Source organism: Bacillus sp. NMTD17 (genome assembly GCF_002998735.1).
Taxonomy (GTDB): domain Bacteria; phylum Bacillota; class Bacilli; order Bacillales; family Bacillaceae; genus Bacillus.
Window position 1 is genome coordinate 470,628 of record NZ_PVRH01000003.1, and the last position, 19,526, is coordinate 490,153.

17 protein-coding genes are annotated in these 19,526 nt (G+C 44.0%); 10 read left to right on the forward strand and 7 right to left on the reverse strand.

Annotated features, from left to right (window positions below; genetic code table 11):
• Positions 1-4: 4 nt before the first annotated feature.
• The 6 genes from C6347_RS12100 to C6347_RS12125 form a co-directional block, all read right to left on the reverse strand.
• On the reverse strand, positions 5-1,105 hold the full coding sequence (locus tag C6347_RS12100) for a Ger(x)C family spore germination protein (protein ID WP_106071669.1): 1,101 nt from the start codon (positions 1,103-1,105) through the stop codon (positions 5-7).
• On the reverse strand, positions 1,102-2,202 hold the full coding sequence (locus C6347_RS12105) for a GerAB/ArcD/ProY family transporter (RefSeq protein WP_106071670.1): 1,101 nt from the start codon (positions 2,200-2,202) through the stop codon (positions 1,102-1,104). The genes C6347_RS12100 and C6347_RS12105 overlap by 4 nt, the downstream gene beginning before the upstream one ends.
• Before the next feature lie 12 nt (positions 2,203-2,214).
• Positions 2,215-3,702 carry a spore germination protein gene (locus C6347_RS12110; RefSeq protein WP_060596497.1) on the reverse strand — a complete coding sequence of 496 codons (1,488 nt, stop codon included), beginning with the start codon at positions 3,700-3,702 and terminating at the stop codon, positions 2,215-2,217.
• A gap of 73 nt (positions 3,703-3,775) precedes the next feature.
• Entirely contained in the window at positions 3,776-5,119 is a 1,344-nt protein-coding gene (locus C6347_RS12115) for a (Fe-S)-binding protein (protein WP_060596496.1), read from the reverse strand.
• On the reverse strand, positions 5,116-6,525 hold the full coding sequence (gene glcD / locus C6347_RS12120) for a glycolate oxidase subunit GlcD (RefSeq protein WP_060596495.1): 1,410 nt from the start codon (positions 6,523-6,525) through the stop codon (positions 5,116-5,118). Before glcD ends, C6347_RS12115 begins: the two co-directional genes overlap by 4 nt.
• 77 nt (positions 6,526-6,602) lie before the next feature.
• The gene (locus C6347_RS12125; RefSeq protein WP_066030805.1) at positions 6,603-7,736 is read right to left on the reverse strand and encodes a CdaR family transcriptional regulator; all 1,134 of its coding nucleotides are present in this window, start codon (positions 7,734-7,736) and stop codon (positions 6,603-6,605) included.
• 125 nt (positions 7,737-7,861) lie between these two features.
• Here C6347_RS12125 and C6347_RS12130 point away from each other — a divergent pair, with 125 nt between their 5' ends.
• Positions 7,862-8,440 carry a branched-chain amino acid aminotransferase gene (locus C6347_RS12130; RefSeq protein ID WP_106071671.1) on the forward strand — a complete coding sequence of 193 codons (579 nt, stop codon included), beginning with the start codon at positions 7,862-7,864 and terminating at the stop codon, positions 8,438-8,440.
• A 24-nt stretch (positions 8,441-8,464) separates the two neighbouring features.
• Here C6347_RS12130 and C6347_RS12135 read toward each other — a convergent pair whose 3' ends face one another.
• A complete protein-coding gene (locus C6347_RS12135; protein WP_060596492.1) occupies positions 8,465-9,235 on the reverse strand; it encodes a DeoR/GlpR family DNA-binding transcription regulator in 771 nt (256 codons plus the stop codon).
• Positions 9,236-9,357: 122 nt separating this feature from the next.
• Here C6347_RS12135 and C6347_RS12140 point away from each other — a divergent pair, with 122 nt between their 5' ends.
• From C6347_RS12140 to C6347_RS12180, 9 genes are all read left to right on the forward strand, one after another.
• Positions 9,358-10,164 carry a tyrosine-protein phosphatase gene (locus tag C6347_RS12140; protein ID WP_060596491.1) on the forward strand — a complete coding sequence of 269 codons (807 nt, stop codon included), beginning with the start codon at positions 9,358-9,360 and terminating at the stop codon, positions 10,162-10,164.
• A gap of 24 nt (positions 10,165-10,188) precedes the next feature.
• Positions 10,189-11,727 carry a glycoside hydrolase family 10-like protein gene (locus C6347_RS12145; RefSeq protein WP_106071672.1) on the forward strand — a complete coding sequence of 513 codons (1,539 nt, stop codon included), beginning with the start codon at positions 10,189-10,191 and terminating at the stop codon, positions 11,725-11,727.
• Positions 11,728-11,869: 142 nt separating this feature from the next.
• A complete protein-coding gene (locus tag C6347_RS12150) occupies positions 11,870-13,012 on the forward strand; it encodes an acyl-CoA dehydrogenase family protein (protein ID WP_106031129.1) in 1,143 nt (380 codons plus the stop codon).
• Positions 13,013-13,054: 42 nt separating this feature from the next.
• Complete coding sequence (locus C6347_RS12155; protein WP_106071673.1) at positions 13,055-14,692, forward strand: AMP-binding protein; 1,638 nt, start codon at positions 13,055-13,057, stop codon at positions 14,690-14,692.
• 8 nt (positions 14,693-14,700) lie between these two features.
• Complete coding sequence (locus C6347_RS12160) at positions 14,701-16,050, forward strand: acetyl-CoA carboxylase biotin carboxylase subunit (RefSeq protein WP_095285246.1); 1,350 nt, start codon at positions 14,701-14,703, stop codon at positions 16,048-16,050.
• A complete protein-coding gene (locus tag C6347_RS12165; RefSeq protein WP_034660850.1) occupies positions 16,047-16,262 on the forward strand; it encodes an acetyl-CoA carboxylase biotin carboxyl carrier protein subunit in 216 nt (71 codons plus the stop codon). Before C6347_RS12160 ends, C6347_RS12165 begins: the two co-directional genes overlap by 4 nt.
• Before the next feature lie 11 nt (positions 16,263-16,273).
• Positions 16,274-17,182, forward strand: coding sequence for a hydroxymethylglutaryl-CoA lyase (locus C6347_RS12170; protein ID WP_106071674.1), 909 nt, complete (start codon positions 16,274-16,276; stop codon positions 17,180-17,182).
• Between the two features lie 14 nt (positions 17,183-17,196).
• Entirely contained in the window at positions 17,197-17,979 is a 783-nt protein-coding gene (locus C6347_RS12175; protein WP_106071675.1) for an enoyl-CoA hydratase, read from the forward strand.
• 18 nt (positions 17,980-17,997) lie between these two features.
• Complete coding sequence (locus C6347_RS12180; RefSeq protein WP_106037285.1) at positions 17,998-19,521, forward strand: acyl-CoA carboxylase subunit beta; 1,524 nt, start codon at positions 17,998-18,000, stop codon at positions 19,519-19,521.
• Positions 19,522-19,526 lie beyond the last annotated feature (5 nt).

Genomic DNA, 19,526 nt, shown 5'->3' on the forward strand with positions numbered 1-19,526 from the left:
TCATTTATTGACTGACACCGGTTTGAACAATTTTCATATGGCATTTAATTTGTACATCCGCATCAGGATAGATTTCCTGCCATTTTTCTGGTGTCATTGCTTTGTCTTTTGATCGATACCTCAAACCCAGCCCAAGCGGATCTATGTTTTGCTTTTTAAAGGACTGAACAAGGTCTTGTCCTTGCTGAGCGACACGTTTTTCAACTTTTTTTTCAACATGGTCCAATATAGAAGGTTTATCAATTTTTTTGGACTTCATAAATTCTTTTAATTCACCTTTCAGCTTGATATCAATCGTGATATGAGGCTTTTTTGTTAGGTTTTTCGTTGGTTTGATCTGGTAAGACACATGTGATTTGATATTTTCAATGACGACATGGGTCTTTGCTTGATCATCCAATTGAAACTCGTAGATGCCATTTTTATGATTTTCAATCATCGCTTTAAATGTGAACGTTTCTTCTCCAGGGATATGACCCACCATTTTTTCTTGATCAAACAGAGCGACTCCTGTGACCTTGATGGCATTGCTTGTTTTTTTGATGTAAGGGAGGTAAGCATCGACCCCTTTTGCCAGCATCTGATTCATAAAAATATGCTGATTGGTCACAGGTTCATTGCCATTTCGCATATTTTGGGTTAACAGATCAGAGAGATACACGCCAATATTCAAGTTCGTTTGATTCATTTTTGTGTATAATAACTCTTCAACTTCTCCGCCTACAATCGCAAACACTTGGCGTGAACCAATGATAGGATCACGATAAATGTAATTCATTAAATCGATCATGCCGACTTCTTTTGCTAATTTTTCACTGATTAAAATAACGAGCACCTGGCCCATGACCACTGGAAAAGGTGATTTTTCTGACACGAGAAACTGAATATTACTAATGGTGTTTGACCTCGCACTTAATATTTGATAACTTCCTTGCTCTTCACTTTTAAAGACAGGGAAGACGAAGAAGCCCTTCATTTCGCCATCTTCTACTAAATCAAATCCTGCCGCCTGAGAGATATTTAATTCATCTAAAAGGCGAGGCTGTGCACAGCTAGTTAACAAAAGACTAAACAACATGAGACCCATGAGTATATAACGTTTCATGCTCGTTTTTTCACCCACCTTTTTTTCAGCATCAGCCCAATGACCATACAGACAATCAATCCATATATAAGAATGTATCCGCTATATTCCACCCATTGATTAAAGGCTTCAAAAGAGGTTGCCCCGGCAAAAAACGAAAACATGACCAAAATGAGGATGCTGAGACAGATTAAAGTGACGCGCTGACTCGTATGAAATACTTGTTTCGCCATTCGGCTCGCTGCCCATAATGGAATGGCGATATTTGGAATGATCAGAAGCAGCCAGAGGGACACTTCAATAAATTCAAAGCGCTGGATAAAGGGAAGTTTCACAATACTTGTTAACGTTAATGTCGGCCATTTTGTTAATTTGAGCTGAGCACTAGAGTAATACGCAATGGAGACGAGAAAGACAAGTAAATTTAAGCATGTCGTGAATAATGCCCCCATGTGGGCAAATTTTTGTGACGTCTGTGCTTGTTTAATAAAGGGATAATAGACAAGCAGCGTGCCAAAACCAAACATGGATAAGGAGGCATCTTTGACGCCCATTACCAGCTGCGAAAATCTATGATCAAACATCGGAAACATGAAGCGAATGTGACTATATTTCATGACATAAAAGCAAATAAACGTCATCCAATACGTCAGTACAATGCTAAAAAATGCCCATCCAGCAATGGTTCTAAAGCCGCCGGTATGAATGTAATACACAAGCAGCAGCAGTACAGACGCAAACAATAGACCAGGAATTTCTTTAAACAGCCATACATGGATCACATCCATATAGTGGACGAGAACGGTCAACGACAAAGAAGCAAAATATAAGATATAGAGTATGTTGAATAATTGCCCAATCCATTTGCCAAATACGTATTGCGTGATATCACCAAATTCATCCGAAGGGGCCTTTCTAAACATCAAGTACATCAGAAAGATCATCACATTGACGCTGATGCCAGAAATAAGAATGGCGATCCATCCATCATTATTCATAGAACGAACAAGGTTTGTTTGAAAGTTTAAAATGCCGACACCTACTTGATTGGCATTGATGAGAAAAAACACAAAAAAAGGGGAAACTTGAAATTTTTCTTTCACAGAAGAAGAACTCATGCTTTCACTTCCTTATTCATAAAAATCATTTTTCCCCTTACGGCCTTGCTTAGGCTTTTGCCGGTGAATCGTTTCATTTTGCGGGCGTAAATTTTCCGGTCTTTTATTCAAAAAGCGGAGCTGAGGACGAATCAAACTGCCCTTTAAATCCGTCAGACGCAGCGGAAAAATAGGCTCTAGATACGGCCTTCCAATAGATGTTAATTTCATTAAATGGGTGAGTAGGAAAGATCCCATCACGGCAATGCCTAATGCACCCCAAATCTGTGCTGCAAATAGAAATGGAAATCTCAGCAGCCGAATGGCACTGCCCATTTTGTAAATAGGGGTGACAAATGAGGCAAGAGCAGAAAGGGCGACAATAATGAGTAAAATATTACTTGTTAAGCCTGCTGCCACAGCAGCCTGTCCAATGACAATCCCGCCAACAATCCCGAGCGTCTGCCCGACTTTAGCTGGGAGCCTCGAACCTGCTTCTCTTAGTAATTCAATCGAAATCTCTAAAAATAGGGCCTCAATAATCGGAGGAAATGGAACAAGATAGCGCGAGGACACAATGGTTTCTAATAAATCCTTTGGGATCAGCTCATAATGAAAGGTTAAAACGGCTACATATAAAGGTGTCGCAAAAATGGAGAATATCACTGCAAATATGCGTAACAGCCGAAAGCAAGAAGCCGCCATCCACGACATATTGTAGTCTTCCATTGTGGAAAAATACTCAAGTAAAATAGTCGGGGCAAGCAAGACATGAGGCGATCCATCGACTAAGATGGCAATTTTCCCTTCTGTTAAACCTGACGACACGCGGTCGGGTCTTTCTGTATTTAAAAACAATGGAAAGATCGTATTGGATACATCATAAAGCATTTGAGCGAGGTAATTCGCATCTAAAATCTGATCATAATCAACGTCCTCAATGCGCTGGAGAACGGTTTCGATGTTTTGCGGGTTGGCGATTTCTTCAATATATAACACCGCTACTTTTGTTTGAGATAGCGTGCCAACTGTCTTTTCTGCCACTTTCAGGTTCGGCGTCGGCAGCCGCCGCCTGACCAAATTTAAATTGGTATCCAAAACCTCCACAAATGCTTCCTGGGCACTGATAATGCCAAATTCAATCTCGGGGGGCCCAACTTGTCTGCCTTTCTTTTCTTCAATCGGTATCAGAAGTGCTTTGCCCCAGTCCGTTTCGAGCCGAATGGCCATATTGCCCAGATGAAGGGCTTCTTCCACTTTTTGAAGATCGGTCGTGATGACAGACTGTTCAATGGGGATTCGTTCTTTCAGCTCCTCAAGAGTGGGGGTGAGGTGCAACTCTTTCATGCAGGGCAAAATTTGTTCATGGAGTAGATGACCATTAATTAAAGAACGAAAAAAAGAGATTCGATAAAGAAAACCTTCACTTCGTGACAATTCGTTTGTAAAATCAGAGGAACGTGACAATGCCTCAAATACTGAATTTGGGTCCTTTTGATGTTGTTTGTTTTTCTTCAGCACTTGAATCATCTCCTTCCGCGATTTGCCTCTATTATCCAACTAATTGTCTGAAGATATGCATGAAAAAAAGCGTTCAGCTTGATGAGCTAGACGCTTTTTTTCCATATTGAACGGCTTCTAATAAAAAATCTGCGAGATGGACGGCACGCATGCTGGGCGATTGTCCTGAACGTTTGATACCCGCTGCCATTTGCAAATGACAGCCTGGATTGGACGTGACAATGGCAGCCGCCGCTGTTTGACTAGCTTCTGTCATTTTATGATCTAAAATTTGCATCGACATCTTTGGTTGCAAAATATTATAAATTCCGGCGGATCCGCAGCAGCGGTCGGCATCCTTCATTTCTTTAAATGATACCCCGTGAATCGCCTTCATCAGCACCCTTGGCGCTTGCTCTACACCCATTCCATTTCGTAAGTGACAAGAGTCTTGATAGGTGATGATCTGCTCTGGCAAGGCAAGCGATGTACGCCGGTGAAACTTAAGCTCCACGAGAATATCTGATATATCCGTGATTTTATTTGAGAAGGCTTCACCTCGCTTTTGAAAAGCCGGATCATCCTTTAGCAAATGATCATAATCACTTAAAAAGGCACCACATCCGCCCGCATTCATGACAATGGCATCTGCCTCAATCTCCTCAAATGCTTCAATATTCCGCCTTGCTAACTGTTTCGCTTGCTCCTTTTCTCCGCTATGGCCATGAAGTGCACCGCAGCAAGTCTGAACAGGAGGGACGACAACGTCACAGCCGGCCAGCTGCAAAAGCTGGATGGTCGCTTCGTTTGTGCTGGAAAAAACGGTGTCCATTAAACAGCCAGTAAAAAAGGCCACACGCTTTCTTGCCGTGCCAATGGCTTTGTATTCTAACGCACGGCTTTTTTGTTGACGCGGCACCTTTGGAAGGGCCTGCTCCATCAGCTGTAAATGCGGCGGAAGCACCTTTAGCATGCCAGACTTGCGGGCGGCCGTTTGCAGACCAGAGGTTTGATAAAATCGCAGAAGTCCAGCCGCTTGACGCATTCGACTTTGTGAAGGAAAGAGTCCTTTAAACACAACACGTCTCACAAATTTGACAGGAAGAGATTGTTTTTTGTGCTGCTGAAGGATGTCTCTCGCATCCTCAAGTAAACGTCCATATTTGACGCCGGAAGGGCAGACCGGTTCACATGCACGGCATCCAAGACAAAGGTTCAGTGAATGTTCGACATCTTCATCCGGCTCAATCACGCCGTCTCTCACCGCCTTCATTAAAGCAATCCGGCCGCGGGGAGAGTGAGTTTCTTGTTGACCGGATTCAATATAAGTAGGGCAGGAAGGGAGGCAGAAGCCGCAGCGCATGCAGTTGAGCAGCTCCTTTTCATCCATTTGCTGCTGAAAGTTTTGCTGAATCTCTGATTGTTTAGGGGAATTCATGAGACCACCACCCGCTTTCTTGCTGCTTTTCCAAACACCTTATCAGGATTCATAATATTTGCTGGATCTAGCGCTTGTTTGATTGCTTTCATTGCAGCGATTCCTTCTTTTTTGACCTTTAGCTCTAAATAGGGGGCTTTCATCAGACCCACGCCATGTTCACCCGTAATGGTGCCGCCAAGGGAGACTGCTTTTTCAAAAATGGCCTGAAAGGCTTCTTCGACCCGCTTCATTTCTTCTTCATTTCTTGCATCGGTTGCACAAGTAGGATGTAAATTCCCGTCACCTGCATGACCAAATGTACAGATTTTCACTTCGTACTCTCTCGCAATGTCTTCGATCGCCCGCACCATGTTCGCAATTTCAGACCGGGGGACTGTAGCATCTTCTAAAATCGTTGTGGGGCTTAAACGGGCGAGGGCAGATAAAGCGGCTCGTCTCGCTGTTAAAAGGGCACTTGCCTCTTCTTCAGAATGTGCGATATTTACTCCTTTTGCACCGTGCTGCTGACAGACCTTTGCGATGTTCTCTATATCACGGGAAACGGCCTCAGGGTTGCCGTCCTGTTCGATTAATAGCACCGCTTGAACGTCAGTCGGCAGGCCGATTTTGGCAAAGTCTTCGACGACTTTCAGTGTCGGCTGATCCATAAATTCTAATGTGGCGGGGATAATACGCTCTGCAATAATCGCCGAAACTGAAGCGGCTGCTTCCTCTAGGCTTTCATATAAGCAAAGCATCGTTTGTTTGGTTTCTGGAAGCGGCAAAAGCTTCAGCGTGGCTTCTGTGACAATTCCGAGCGTTCCTTCTGATCCAACAAATAAACGGGTCAGATCATATCCGGCCACGTCCTTTGCGAGCTTGCCGCCCGTTTTGATGATGTCACCGTTTGGCAGAACCACTTCAAGTCCAAGTACATAATCTCTCGTCACGCCATATTTTAACCCCCGGAGACCACCTGAATTTTCATTAATATTGCCGCCTAACGTGGAGATTTTCATCGAGCTTGGATCTGGTGGGTAGAAGAGACCTCTTGCCTCTACTTGGCGAATAAGTTCCTGTGTGATCAAACCAGGCTGGACCGTTGCGGTGAGGTTTTCTTCGTCTATTTCGATTAATTGGTTCATTCTTGTAAACAACATCACAAGTCCGCCTTGTGTAGGACAGGTTCCTGCACAAAGGTTCGTTCCTGATCCTCTAGGCACGATCGGCACCTTATATGAAGCGCAGAGCCGGACAATTTGCTGGATGTCCTCAGCCGCGCGCGGGCTTACGATGACATCTGGCATATGCTGAAAATTAGGTGTTGCATCATAAGAGTAGGCAAGCCGATCGGCTTTACTGTCTTGTACATAGGGCGCCCCGACAATCTTTTTTAATTGACTTAAAAATTCAGAATTTAACATGCGCATTCACTCCTACTGATTAGACATACCGTTTCTTTCAGTATAAAAAAAGAATCGCCTCATGCCTATGGACGATTCTACAAAATATTGGGCTGTTCGCCTCGTTTATTTGGATGATGATCTAATAGCATCAAGGCTAAATAAAAGAGCATCGCATCTTGCATGCGTTTTGGATCAAGTGTCGTTAAATCTTGGATACGTTTTAGTCTGTAATGCAGTGTATTGATATGTACGTGCATCGCTTCCGCGGTATACTTCAATGAGTAATCTGATGTTATGAGTACACGCAATGTTTTCACTAGTTCAGGGTAGGGGAGAAGTGGGGCGATCGTTCGATCAAGGAACACTTCTTTTGTTTCCTGACTCACTTCTTCTATAAAAAGTTCAAGTGTTAAATCCTCATCAAACACAATCGGTGTATCCACATTCGCCAATTTTAAGGCACGAAAGGCTTGATGAAAGGATTGCTTCATCATATGTCCAGCTGCTGGTTTTCCCGCACCTATCAAAACCTTTGACGTGGAACGTGAGGTGAGGGAAGCATGGATGTGAAAAAGACGCTGCTGCAAGGTATCACGATCATTTGCCGAGGTTTGCAGCATGAGCAAAAAGCGGGCATGTCCCCAGCGAACGATCATTTCCTGACTTGTGAGATGCAGCATTTCCTTTACTTTTTTGTATTGATCCTGCTTCATAAACGATTCATCGTGACAATCAATGAGGACGACGACACGCTGTTTTTTGACATCAAGCTGAAGCCGCGCTGCTTTTTCAGTGAGATTGATTGCTGTCTCTGGCAGATGAAGCCAGTCGAACACAAACGCTTCAAGCTGCCGTTCATCGGTTTCCGTTTCTAGAAAAAATTCATGCTCTTGAATAAGCAGTTCGGTCATTTTTCGTAATATTTCGCCAAATGGAGAGACATGGACGGGATTTCCTGTCATCCCAATCACCCCAATGACCTCTTGCTTAAAATAAATAGGCAGATTGATGCCGGCTTTGACCCCTTTCATTTGCTGCTCATCATCCTTTGTGAGGATTCGTTTTTGTCCTTCAAAGGATGTCAGATACGCCCCTTCATGAAATTGACCAATGCGCGCTGGATCTGTTGCCGCAATGATGGTGCCGTTTGTTTGTGCGATGATGATTTCCTCAGTCAGCACTTTTTTGACCTCGTCTACGATTTTTTCTGCCAGTGTCATTGTGAGCAAAACGTACCCCTCCGAGATGTTTCTTTTGACACTATCATACCATCATATGCTGAGTCATATCTTTCTTTTCATGAGTTATGCTAAAATAATAAACGCACATGAAAGAGAAGAAAGGAGACATAGCCATGTCATTGCAAAATCGCTTACAAGATCTATTGAAAGAAGGACAAGCGCTGACAGACTTTGAATATGACGAAGCGGCGCGCCACAATTGGCCTTTAGAAGGTGCAAGAATAAAGGAAGAGGCACGCTTTAGCGATGTATATATAGAGCGTGTAGACAAAGAATCCGAGGACATGATTCAAACAGAAGGCGCCTCATTTCTAAACACACCGCTTACATATGTAAAACAACATCAAAAAGAATTCATTTATATCGAATCGAAGTGGTTTGATGTGGTGAGAGTCGATGGATTAGCCATTGAATGGGACGAAGTGTTTCAAACGTATACCGTGTTATTCGGTTTAAAACGTCCTAAAAAAGACACAGGCATTCTAAAGGACATGCTGGCTCCATTAAATGGTGCGCAGCTTCAATTTAATGGGCAAGACGGCTTATTCGATGTGAATTTACAGCTTCTTGAGCTTGAGGACATCCACGAAGATATGCCTTTCATTGAAGTCATCTCAGCCGTATACCGTTTTTTATTCCGCATAATCATGCAGCTTGAAATGAATGAATCAAAAAACGGCTCAAATTCCTGAGCCGTTTTTTTGTGATCCATTTATTTACGTCTGCTCATTTGATGAAGGCGTGGCAAACCGTACATCATGCTCTTTTCCATATTGAAGATAATCTTCACTTGGCTGTTTATTCGTGACGACGACATCAAGATCGTGTAAATCACAAAACGTGGTCAAAGCGTAGTGATCGAACTTACTATCATCAACTAATAAAAACGTTTTGGCACTTTTTTCAACAACTGTCTTTTTAATATCCGTTTCAAGTGGGGACGAATTCGTGACTCCGTGATCAATGGATAAACCAGTTGATGCGATAAAGGCTTTATTGACATTGTAAGCTTTCAAACGCTCTACACTTTGATAGCCAACGAAAGAATTCGTTTTTCTCTCAAGCATCCCGCCGGTGGAAAAGATAGTGAGATTTTCATAAGGCATCGCCTGTGTAATAAAATCTACATTATTGGTCACAACGGTCACCTGTTTCTCAGTCAAATAGGGAAGCATCTCAAGTGTTGTCGTACCAGAATCAACAAAAATCATATCCCCATTTTCCACAAAAGCAGCAGCCGTTTGTCCGATCAATTGCTTTTTACTGAGCTGGCGGGTCTTTCGCTCTTGATATACTACTAATGTTGAATGGTTCACAGCGACTCCGCCATATACTTTTTTGAGCACGCCGGATTCGACCAATGCTTGTACATCTCGGCGTATCGTGTTTTTTGAGACGCCAAAATGCGCCACAAGCTCATCAAGTGAGGCAGATTCCCGGTCAAACACATACTCTTTGATTTGCTGAATCCGTTTTGTTTTTATCATGCTTCATATCTCCAATCCATCCGAATCTCCTTTTTCCATTATACCAAATGGCTTCTCTTTTCCCCATCTCAATAAAAGCGTATGATAGAGAAAAGAACGTAACGGAAAGGATTTTCACTTCTATGAATCAATCAAACAACCCATTTTCAAAGCTTGCGAATTTTAGAGAAGTAGGGGGACTTCAAACAACAGGTGAGATGGTGATCAGGCAGGGAATGATTTATCGATCCGCAGATCTATCGCGTCTCACAAAACAAGATATGTTGACGTTCTCAAAGCTTAGGATTCAAACCATTTGTGATCTCCGAACAAGCTCAGAACGCAAATCACATCCGCCAAAAATCAAGGAACACAACAAAATCGTTCATATCCCGATGCAGCCTGACAGTAAGATGCCAAGTAAGTGGACCATGTTTCGTATGCTGACAACTGAAGGGAAATCTCTTTCATTTGCACCGATTATGAAAGATTTATATCAAAGTATGCTCACAGAACGTAAAGAAGAGATTCAGCAGCTGTTCTCGCTGCTTTCAGATAAGAGCAATTACCCGCTGATGCTTCACTGCACGAGCGGTAAGGACCGGACAGGCTTTTTATCTGCCCTCATTCAATTAGCAGCAGGTGTACCGATGCCGGCCGTTTTAAGTGAATATATGCGTTCCAATGAAGGTGTGAAAATGCTTGTCAGAAGGCAGCAGCGATTTGTCCGCATGATGAGTTTATACCGGGTGTCAAAAGAGCAAATTCAACCGCTTCTCGGTGTGCAGCAAGATTATCTGGAAGATGTGCTAAACGAAATGATGGACACATACGGAAGTGCAGAGCGGTATTTAATCGAGGCTTGCGAAATACCTGAAGCTCAGCTCAAGGAAATGAAAAACATCCTGCTGACACCATCTGCTGGCATTCGATCTCAAAAAGCGGAATAAACTGAATATGAGGTGATGCAAAAAATGCTGAAAAAAATCAGTATGACGTGTCTAACACTAATTTTGATGTTTGTATTCTTATTGATTCCTTCTAGCAGTCTAGCTCGTCCAATGCCAAAAGGGAAGCTTGAAAGCACAAGAGAGATGCGCGCGGTATGGATCGCATCGGTTTATAACCTAGATTGGCCTTCAAAGAAAGGACTGCCTGTCAAAGAGCAGAAACAAGAGTTTATTCATTTGTTAGATGAGATCAAAGCGATGAATATGAATGCCGTGATCATGCAAATTAAACCGACAGCAGATGCCTTTTATCCTTCGGCATACGGCCCGTGGTCCGAATATTTGACCGGCACGCAAGGGAAAGATCCCGGGTATGACCCGCTTGAATTCATGATCGAAGAAGCTCATAAACGCGGGCTCGAATTTCACGCTTGGTTTAACCCGTATCGAATCACAATGAATCATACCGACCTCAGCCGTTTATCAGCCGATCACCCTGCAAAAAAACATCCAGATTGGACTATTGCGTACGGTAATCAGCTTTACTACAATCCAGGCATTCCTAAAGCTCAGGAGTTCATTGTCGGCAGCATAGAAGAAGTCGTGAAAAACTACGATATTGATGCAGTGCATATGGATGATTATTTTTACCCGAATAAAATAGCCGGTGTGCCGTTTCCAGATCAAGAAACGTATGAAACATATGGAAAAAAGGCATTCACGCATATAGAAGATTGGCGAAGAGATAATGTGAACCAATTGGTCAAGCAAATCAACGACACCGTGAAGAAAGTAAAGCCGTATGTGAAGTTTGGTATTAGCCCCTTCGGAGTCTGGCGCAACATAAAGGATGATCCGACTGGTTCAAACACCACAGCAGGGATGACCAACTATGAAGATTTGTATGCTGATACAAGAGAGTGGATTCAGCAGCACGATATCGATTATGTCACCCCGCAAATTTACTGGAGCATCGGCTTTCAGGCAGCCGCATACCATGTGCTAACAAAATGGTGGTCAAATGAAGTGAAGGGAGAGCCTGTTCACCTGTACATTGGTCAGGCGACGTATAAAATTAATCAAAACAGTGATCCTGCTTGGTCTGATCCAGAAGAATACTTTCGGCAGATCAAACTGAACAGACAGTCGCCTCTCGTGCAGGGAAGCATGCACTTTAGCCTAAAGGATATCAATCGCAACCCTTTGAATGTCAAAAATCGATTGATAGAAGATGCTTACCGTAAACCGGCTCTCATTCCAGAAATGCCTTGGCTTCATCAGAAAGCGCCAAAAAAACCAATCATTCAATCTATTAAAAAGACAGCAGAGGGTGCGGCTTTACAGATCAAAAATGATCCGCAATCTACCGCATCCTATTACGCGGTCTATCGCTTGACGACGAAAGGAACATATGAATTGCTGCAAACCGTTAGAAAAGAAGCCGGCACGCTGACATCTGTCAAAAATCTTTCAGTTCATCAGAATAAGAGTGATACTTACAAAGTAACGGCTCTCAATCGACTTCATCACGAAAGCAAGCCTTCTACAATAAAAGTGAGATAACGAAAAAGCATGAATGAGGATTTTCTTCGTTCATGCTTTTTTCTATTATTTTTGTTTTAATTTTCTGAATTCAGCCAAGCTTGGCATGAAGCAGCCACTTGATTAATAAATATGATAGAAAAGAGCCAAAGGGGGAAACAAGATGGATTTTGAATTAACGAAAGAACAACAAATGATTCGGCAGATGGTCAAAGAATTCGCCAAGGAAGAAATTGCTCCACTCGCTCAAACCATTGATGAACAGGCCGTATTCCCTGTCCAAACTTTTCAAAAAATGGGAGAACTCGGCTTGATGGGCATTCCTTTTCCAGAGAAATACGGAGGCTCAGGAGGAGATACGATCTCATATGCGCTCGCTGTAGAAGAAATCGGAAAACAGTGTGCCAGTACAGGTCTTAGCTATGCCGCAGCCGTTTCCTTAGGCGCAAGCCCGCTTTATTACTTCGGTACAGAGGAGCAAAAGATGGATCACCTTGTCCCGCTGGCATCTGGAACAGCACTCGGTTCCTTCGGATTAACAGAGCCAAATGCAGGATCAGATGCAAAAGGGACGAAAACAAAAGCGGTCAAAGACGGACAAGAGTATGTGATTAGCGGGGAGAAGTGCTGGATCACAAATGCCAATTTTGCCAGAACCATTATCGTCACCGCTGTCACGGATCATGATGAGAACGGCCGCCCGATCATCTCCGCCTTCATTGTAGAAAAAGGTCAAAAAGGGCTGTCCATTACAAATCCATACGACAAAATGGGGGTGCGCGGTTCAGATACGGCTGAAATCATTTTAGACAGCGTACGTGTACCAGCACATCATATATTAGGAGACCCAGCCAAAGGCTTCAAGCAATTTTTATATACATTAGACGGGGGACGCATATCAATTGCTGCCTTATCTGTTGGTATCGCGCAAGCTGCACTAGATGCTTCTCTCTCCTATGCAAAGGAAAGAAAGCAATTTGGGCAGACCCTCTCGTCCTTTCAAGCCATTCAATTTAAACTGGCAGATATGGCGATGCAAATAGAACTTGCTCGTCAAATGGTGTGGAAAGCCGCTTGGCTGAAAGATCATGGAAAGCCATTTACAAAAGAAGCTGCCTATGCCAAGCTTTTCGCTTCGGAAATGGCCACAAAAGCAAGTCTTGATGCTGTCCAAATTCACGGAGGAACAGGCTACATGAAAGAGTGCGGGGTAGAACGGCTTGTGAGAGATGCCAAGCTCATGGAAATCGGAGAAGGCACCTCTGAAATTCAGCGTCTAGTCATCGCGAGACAACTGCTATCATAACCCTTTTATGAAAACGCTTACCACTGATGGAGGAGGAAAATCATGATGTCGATTCATCCACAAACGATCGGCTCCCTATTAAAAGAGAAAAAGGAGCAGCACCCAGCACATGAAGCCATTGTGTATCCAGAACGTTCATTACGTTATTCATACGAAGCGTTTTTTAGAGAGGTCAAGGAAACAGGGAAAGGTCTTATGGCATTAGGGGTTCAAAAAGGGGATCATATCGCCATCATGGCACCTAATGTCCCTGAATGGCTCATGCTGCAATTCGCCTGCGCCTCCATTGGAGCCGTTCTTGTCACCGTGAATACGAACTTTCAATCACAAGAACTCGCTTACTTACTAAAGCACTCTGATAGCAGCATGCTGTTTATCGTTGACGGGTTTAAAGAGACATCATATGTCAGGATGCTTGAAAACCTCATTCCAGAGCTTCAAACAGCTCATCAAGACGAGATCACTTCATCATCATTTCCATATTTAAAAAGTGTTGTATATATTGGCGAGCACACGCCAAAGGGCATGCGCAGCTGGGACAGTATTCAAGCTGCTGCTAAAAGAATGGAGGATGATGCATGGGAGAAACGAATGGATGAGCTGGCGCCTGATGACGTTATTAATATGCAATATACCTCTGGCACAACCGGCTACCCAAAAGGCGTCATGCTCAGCCATACAAACATCGTCTGCAATGCCAGTCAGATCGCAGATTGCATGAAGCTCACCCATGAAGACCGCATGTGTATCCCCGTGCCGTTCTTTCATTGCTTTGGATCTGTTCTTGGCGTACTTGCTTGTCTCGCAAAAGGAGGCACGATCATTCCAATTGAATCTTTCCACCCAGAGCGAGTCCTTCAAACAGTGGAACAAGAGAAGTGCACTGTTCTTCACGGCGTCCCGACAATGTTCATTGCAGAGCTCGATCATCCGAATTTCCACCAATACGATCTGTCCACATTACGAACAGGCATTATGGCAGGATCTCTTTGCCCATCCCATGTGATGAAAGCAGTCATTGAACAAATGGGCCTGAAGGAGCTCACGATTGCCTACGGTCAGACCGAAAGCTCACCTGTCATTACCCAAACAAGAACAGATGATTCATTTGAAAGGCGGGTTCAAACAGTCGGTCGGGCACTTCCTCACATCGAGGTAAAAATCACCGCCCCAGGTACGCCGGATGAAGTACAAAGAGGAGAACAAGGCGAGCTGTGTACAAGAGGCTATCATGTGATGAAAGGCTACTATAAAAATGAAGAAGCCACAAATGAAGTCATTGATGAGGACGGGTGGCTTCATACAGGGGATTTAGCGGAGATGGATGAGGATGGCTATGTGAAAATCACAGGACGGCTGAAAGATATGATCATTAGAGGCGGGGAAAATGTTTATCCAAAAGAGATTGAAGACGTTCTTTACACGCATCCAGCCATTCTTGATGCACAGGTCGTTGGTATTCCTGACGAGACCTATGGAGAGGAAGCCGCCGCATTCATTCGGCTCAAACAAGGTCACACAGTGACGATTGAGTCATTAACCAGCTATTGTCAGTCACAAATGGCTCGCTACAAAATTCCAAAATATTTTTTCATCACAGACGAGTATCCGATGACCGCATCAGGGAAGATTCAAAAATTTCGTCTGAAAAAACAGGCGCTTGATCTAATAAAGGAGTGAGGGCAGCGATGTTCAAAAAAGTACTCATTGCGAATCGAGGCGAAATTGCTCGTAGAATTATTCGGACTTGTAAAAGGCTCGGGATCAACACCGTGGCTGTTTATTCAGAGGCAGATCAGCATGCGCTTCATGTGCAAGAAGCAGACAGCGCCTATCTCATTGGAGGAGCGAAAGTATCTGAAAGCTATTTAAACATGGAAGTGATCATCGAGGTTGCCAAGCAGACAAATACAGATGCCATCCATCCTGGATATGGCCTCTTATCAGAAAATGCGGCCTTTGCTGAACGCTGCCGCAGCGAAGGAATTATTTTTATTGGACCATCCGCACAGGTCATTCAGCGAATGGGGAATAAAATTGAAGCGAGAAAAACGATGGACCATGCGGGGATTCCCATTGTACCAGGCGTTTCAGCCCCGCTCCATGACGCAGAAGAAGGAGTCAGTAAAGCCCAGTCACTCGGTTATCCGATCATGCTCAAGGCATCAAGCGGAGGCGGGGGAATTGGCATGCAGCTTGTGCGAAATGACGAGGAGCTGCATAAAGCTTTTGAAGGAAATCAAAAAAGAGCGCAAAGTTTTTTCAACGACGGGACGCTTTATATGGAAAAGGTCATTGAAGACGCGCGGCACATTGAAATTCAGGTCCTCTTTGATTCCTTCGGCCATGGGGTTCACTTATTTGAGCGCGACTGTTCACTCCAAAGAAGACACCAGAAAATCATCGAAGAAGCACCTGCCGCCTGTCTCGATGAATCGGTGAGACAACAGATGGGACAGATGGCCGTCAAAGCAGCCAAAGCCATTGGCTATGAAAATGCAGGGACGATTGAATGTTTAGTCGATCAAAACCAACAATTTTATTTTCTAGAGATGAACACGAGATTACAAGTAGAGCACCCTGTCACAGAAGAAATTACAGGTATTGATCTTGTCGAGGAGCAGCTGAAAATCGCTGCATCAGAGCCGCTTTCCTTCATTCAGGAGGATATTCATCAAATTGGGCATGCCATCGAGGTCAGAATCTATGCGGAGGACCCCGTTACCTTTTATCCGTCACCAGGAACAATCACTCGGCTATTTATGCCAGAAGCTCCCTATATACGCCATGAATCAAGTGTGACAAGCGGGAGCGTCATTACCCCATATTACGATCCAATGATTGCGAAGATGATCGTTTACGGTGATACACGAAAACTTGCAATAGAACGATTAAAAAAGGCGTTACAAGCATATGAAATAGAAGGGATCAAAACCAACTTACCGCTTTTAAGGGAAATGGCTGGATCTTCTGCTTTCTTACATGGCAGCATCACAACCGATTTTCTCATGAAAAAAAGGGAGGGGAACCGTTCATGAAAATGGTCACGATACAAATGGCCGGAAACTTATGGAAGCTTCTTGTGAAACAAGGCGATGAAGTGCAAAAAGGACAGGAGGTCGCTATCTTGGAATCAATGAAAATGGAGATTCCAATTGTTGCAGAAGAGGCTGGTGTCATCAGCAAAGTGTATAAGGCAGAGGGGGAATTTGTCGATGAAGGAGAGGTCCTTCTAGAGCTGACAGAATAGGAGGGAGCGAGATGGCATTACCAAAGCGTGTACTTATCAGAGAGGTCGGCCCGCGGGACGGACTGCAAAATGAATCCACTTGGCTGGACACAAGCGAGAAGCAAAGGTGGATTGAACTGCTCACAGCAGCCCGGCTCCCTTATATTGAAGTCACCTCATTTGTTCATCCTAAATGGGTCCCAGCCTTAAAAGACGCCAAAGAGTTAGCTCAATCCTTACACAAAAATGACAACATCACCTATGCTGCACTCATTCCTAATGAAAAAGGCTTGGCTCACTTTTTTGAAGCAAATCTTGACGCAGGCGCTATGTTTATCTCTTCGAGTGAAACACATAACAAAAAAAATATGAATCAATCCATCCACGAAACACTTCCTGTCATCAAACAAATGACAGCTGATTTAAAAGCAGCAGGAAAGATCACGCGCGCATATATTTCTACCGTGTTTGGCTGCCCTTATGAACATCAAGTGCCAATGGATCAAGTTCTGCGGTTAACGGATATTCTGCTCTCTTATGGCATTGATGAAATATCACTCGGCGACACCATTGGAGAAGCCCATCCGCTTCAAGTAGAAAGGCGATTAGACATTTTACTTGAACGTTTTCCTGCTGATAAAATCGCTCTACATTTTCACGATACGAAGGGGATGGGTCTTGCCAATATTTATACGGCATTAAAAGCGGGAATCACAACATTTGACTCCTCTAGCGGCGGGCTTGGTGGCTGCCCATATGCACCTGGCTCTAGCGGAAATGTCGCGACAGAAGATGTAGTGCATATGCTTCAAAAACTAGGAATTAAAACAAATATCAATTTTCCTGCATTAATAAAAGCGGCAGAATGGATCGAAACAAAAATAGATCGAACCCTGCCTAGTCATTGTTTACGTGCTTTTCACTCTCATACTACTTCATAAAGGATGAATGTGACATGACATCATTGGTTAATTTTATGATACAAGATGAACGGATTGGGATCATGACCTTAAACAGGCCGGAACAAGCGAATTCCCTATCCGCTGCGATGCTTGATGAAATCAATCAAATCATTCAAGAAATCAAACACGATCAAAGCATCCGCTGTCTGCTCATTACAGGAGCTGGTTCTAACGTCTTTTGCGCAGGAGCTGATTTAAAAGAGCGACGATTGATGACAGAAGAAGAAGCAAAAGCGGCGGTTCTGTCGATTCAGCAAACCTTTACAGAAATTGACTCCCTTCCTGTGCCTGTCATTGCCGTGATGAATGGACACGCACTTGGCGGAGGCCTTGAGCTCGCACTGGCTTGTGATCTCCGCATCGCACGAGCCGGAGCAAGACTCGGCCTGCCAGAAACTGGACTAGCCATCATACCAGGAGCCGGAGGAACCCAGCGGCTTCCGCGCCTGATTGGACTCGGTAAAGCAAAAGAACTGATTTTCACAGGTGGTTCATTACAAGCTGAAGAAGCCATTCAAATCGGGTTGATTGAGCACCTCTCTTTAACAGATTCTCTTATGGATGACGCCATTTCTCTCGCAAAACAAATCGCCAAAAACGGCCCAATTGCTTTAAAAGAAGCGAAACAAGCGATTCAAATGAGCCTTGATCATGATTTACGTACAGGTCTGATGAAGGAATACGAAGCCTATGTACGGCTCATTGATACAGAAGATCGAATGGAGGGACTTCAAGCTTTCCAAGAAAAACGAACGCCTCATTACCGAGGCAACTAGCAAGAAAGGGGAATGGGCATGATCGAAGAATATGAAGTGAAAAAACAGCGGATTGTAAAAGGAGGAGCCGAACGATACCATCAAAAAAACAAAGAAAAAGGAAAATTGTTCGTCCGTGACCGGCTCCAGTTGTTATTAGATGAGGATTCTTTCATTGAGGATGCCATGTTTGCCGAGTGTAAAGATCAACATTTACCAGCAGATGGGGTTGTCACAGGGACGGGGCGGATGAATGGGCAAACGGTTTGCGTCATGGCGAATGATTCTACCGTCAAAGCTGGATCATGGGGCGTCAAAACGGTAGAAAAAATCATTAGAATCCAAGAAACAGCGGAAAAGCTCAACTGCCCGATGCTGTATTTAGTCGATTCTGCGGGTGCAAGAATCACCGATCAAATTGCCATGTTTCCAGGCAGAAGGGGCGCGGGACGCATTTTTTATAACCAGGTGAAGCTGTCTGGACGTATCCCGCAAATTTGTTTACTATTTGGTCCTTCTGCAGCAGGAGGTGCTTACATTCCTGCTTTTTGTGACATCGTCGTTATGGTCGAAGGGAATGCCTCGATGTATTTAGGCTCTCCGAGAATGGCCGAAATGGTGATTGGAGAAAAAGTATCACTAGAAGAAATGGGCGGGGCAAACATGCATTGCAGCATATCAGGATGTGGTGATATTTTAGCCAAAACAGAGGAAGAAGCCATTCAAATCGCTCGCGACTATTTAACCTACATGCCTGCCAACTATACAGAGAAACCAAAACGGGCAGCCGCAAAAGCACCTCAGCCATCTGAGATGACCATCCAAGACCTTATCCCTAAGGGGCAGAATACCCCTTTTGATATGTATCAGCTCATTTATTTACTCATTGATGAAGGGTCATTTTTTGAAATCAAAAAACTGTTTGCCGCGGAGCTGATTACAGGCTTTGGCCGCATGAATGGTCAGCCTGTTGGTCTTATTGCCAACCAGCCTAGGGTGAAAGGCGGGGTGTTATTCCATGACTCAGCTGACAAAGCCGCCAAGTTTATTCAGCTATGTGACGCCTTTCATATCCCGCTCCTTTTTCTTGCGGATATACCGGGATTTATGATTGGAACAAAAGTGGAACAAGCTGGCATTATTAGACACGGGGCGAAAATGATCTCCGCTATGTCAGAGGCAACCGTTCCGAAAATATCGGTCATTGTGCGTAAAGCATACGGTGCAGGTTTATATGCAATGGCAGGACCAGCGTTTGAACCAGACTGCTGTCTTGCTCTTCCATCAGCGCAAATTGCTGTCATGGGGCCAGAAGCGGCTGTGAATGCTGTCTATGCGAATAAAATTGCCGAGCTGCCTGCCGAAGAGAGAGCTGCATTTATACAAGAGAAACGTAAGGAATATCAGGAAGATATGAATATATATGAGCTTGCCTCTGAAATGATTGTCGATGGCGTCATCCCGTTTGACCACCTGCGAGCTGAGCTTTGTCATCGATTACAAGCCTATTCCTCAAAAGAGATGACATTTACAAGGCGAAAACATCCGGTCTATCCGGTCTAAAGGGG

Excerpts from the sequence above, each read along its gene's own strand:
- C6347_RS12100 (WP_106071669.1), bottom strand. The coding sequence starts at position 1,105 with ATGAAACGTTATATACTCATGGGTCTCATGTTGTTTAGTCTTTTGTTA.
- C6347_RS12105 (WP_106071670.1), bottom strand. The coding sequence starts at position 2,202 with ATGAGTTCTTCTTCTGTGAAAGAAAAATTTCAAGTTTCCCCTTTTTTT.
- C6347_RS12115 (WP_060596496.1), bottom strand. The coding sequence starts at position 5,119 with ATGAATTCCCCTAAACAATCAGAGATTCAGCAAAACTTTCAGCAGCAA.
- glcD (WP_060596495.1), bottom strand. The coding sequence starts at position 6,525 with ATGTTAAATTCTGAATTTTTAAGTCAATTAAAAAAGATTGTCGGGGCG.
- C6347_RS12130 (WP_106071671.1), top strand. The coding sequence starts at position 7,862 with ATGTCATTGCAAAATCGCTTACAAGATCTATTGAAAGAAGGACAAGCG.
- C6347_RS12135 (WP_060596492.1), bottom strand. The coding sequence starts at position 9,235 with ATGATAAAAACAAAACGGATTCAGCAAATCAAAGAGTATGTGTTTGAC.
- C6347_RS12140 (WP_060596491.1), top strand. The coding sequence starts at position 9,358 with ATGAATCAATCAAACAACCCATTTTCAAAGCTTGCGAATTTTAGAGAA.
- C6347_RS12145 (WP_106071672.1), top strand. The coding sequence starts at position 10,189 with ATGCTGAAAAAAATCAGTATGACGTGTCTAACACTAATTTTGATGTTT.
- C6347_RS12150 (WP_106031129.1), top strand. The coding sequence starts at position 11,870 with ATGGATTTTGAATTAACGAAAGAACAACAAATGATTCGGCAGATGGTC.
- C6347_RS12155 (WP_106071673.1), top strand. The coding sequence starts at position 13,055 with ATGATGTCGATTCATCCACAAACGATCGGCTCCCTATTAAAAGAGAAA.
- C6347_RS12160 (WP_095285246.1), top strand. The coding sequence starts at position 14,701 with ATGTTCAAAAAAGTACTCATTGCGAATCGAGGCGAAATTGCTCGTAGA.
- C6347_RS12165 (WP_034660850.1), top strand. The coding sequence starts at position 16,047 with ATGAAAATGGTCACGATACAAATGGCCGGAAACTTATGGAAGCTTCTT.
- C6347_RS12170 (WP_106071674.1), top strand. The coding sequence starts at position 16,274 with ATGGCATTACCAAAGCGTGTACTTATCAGAGAGGTCGGCCCGCGGGAC.
- C6347_RS12175 (WP_106071675.1), top strand. The coding sequence starts at position 17,197 with ATGACATCATTGGTTAATTTTATGATACAAGATGAACGGATTGGGATC.
- C6347_RS12180 (WP_106037285.1), top strand. The coding sequence starts at position 17,998 with ATGATCGAAGAATATGAAGTGAAAAAACAGCGGATTGTAAAAGGAGGA.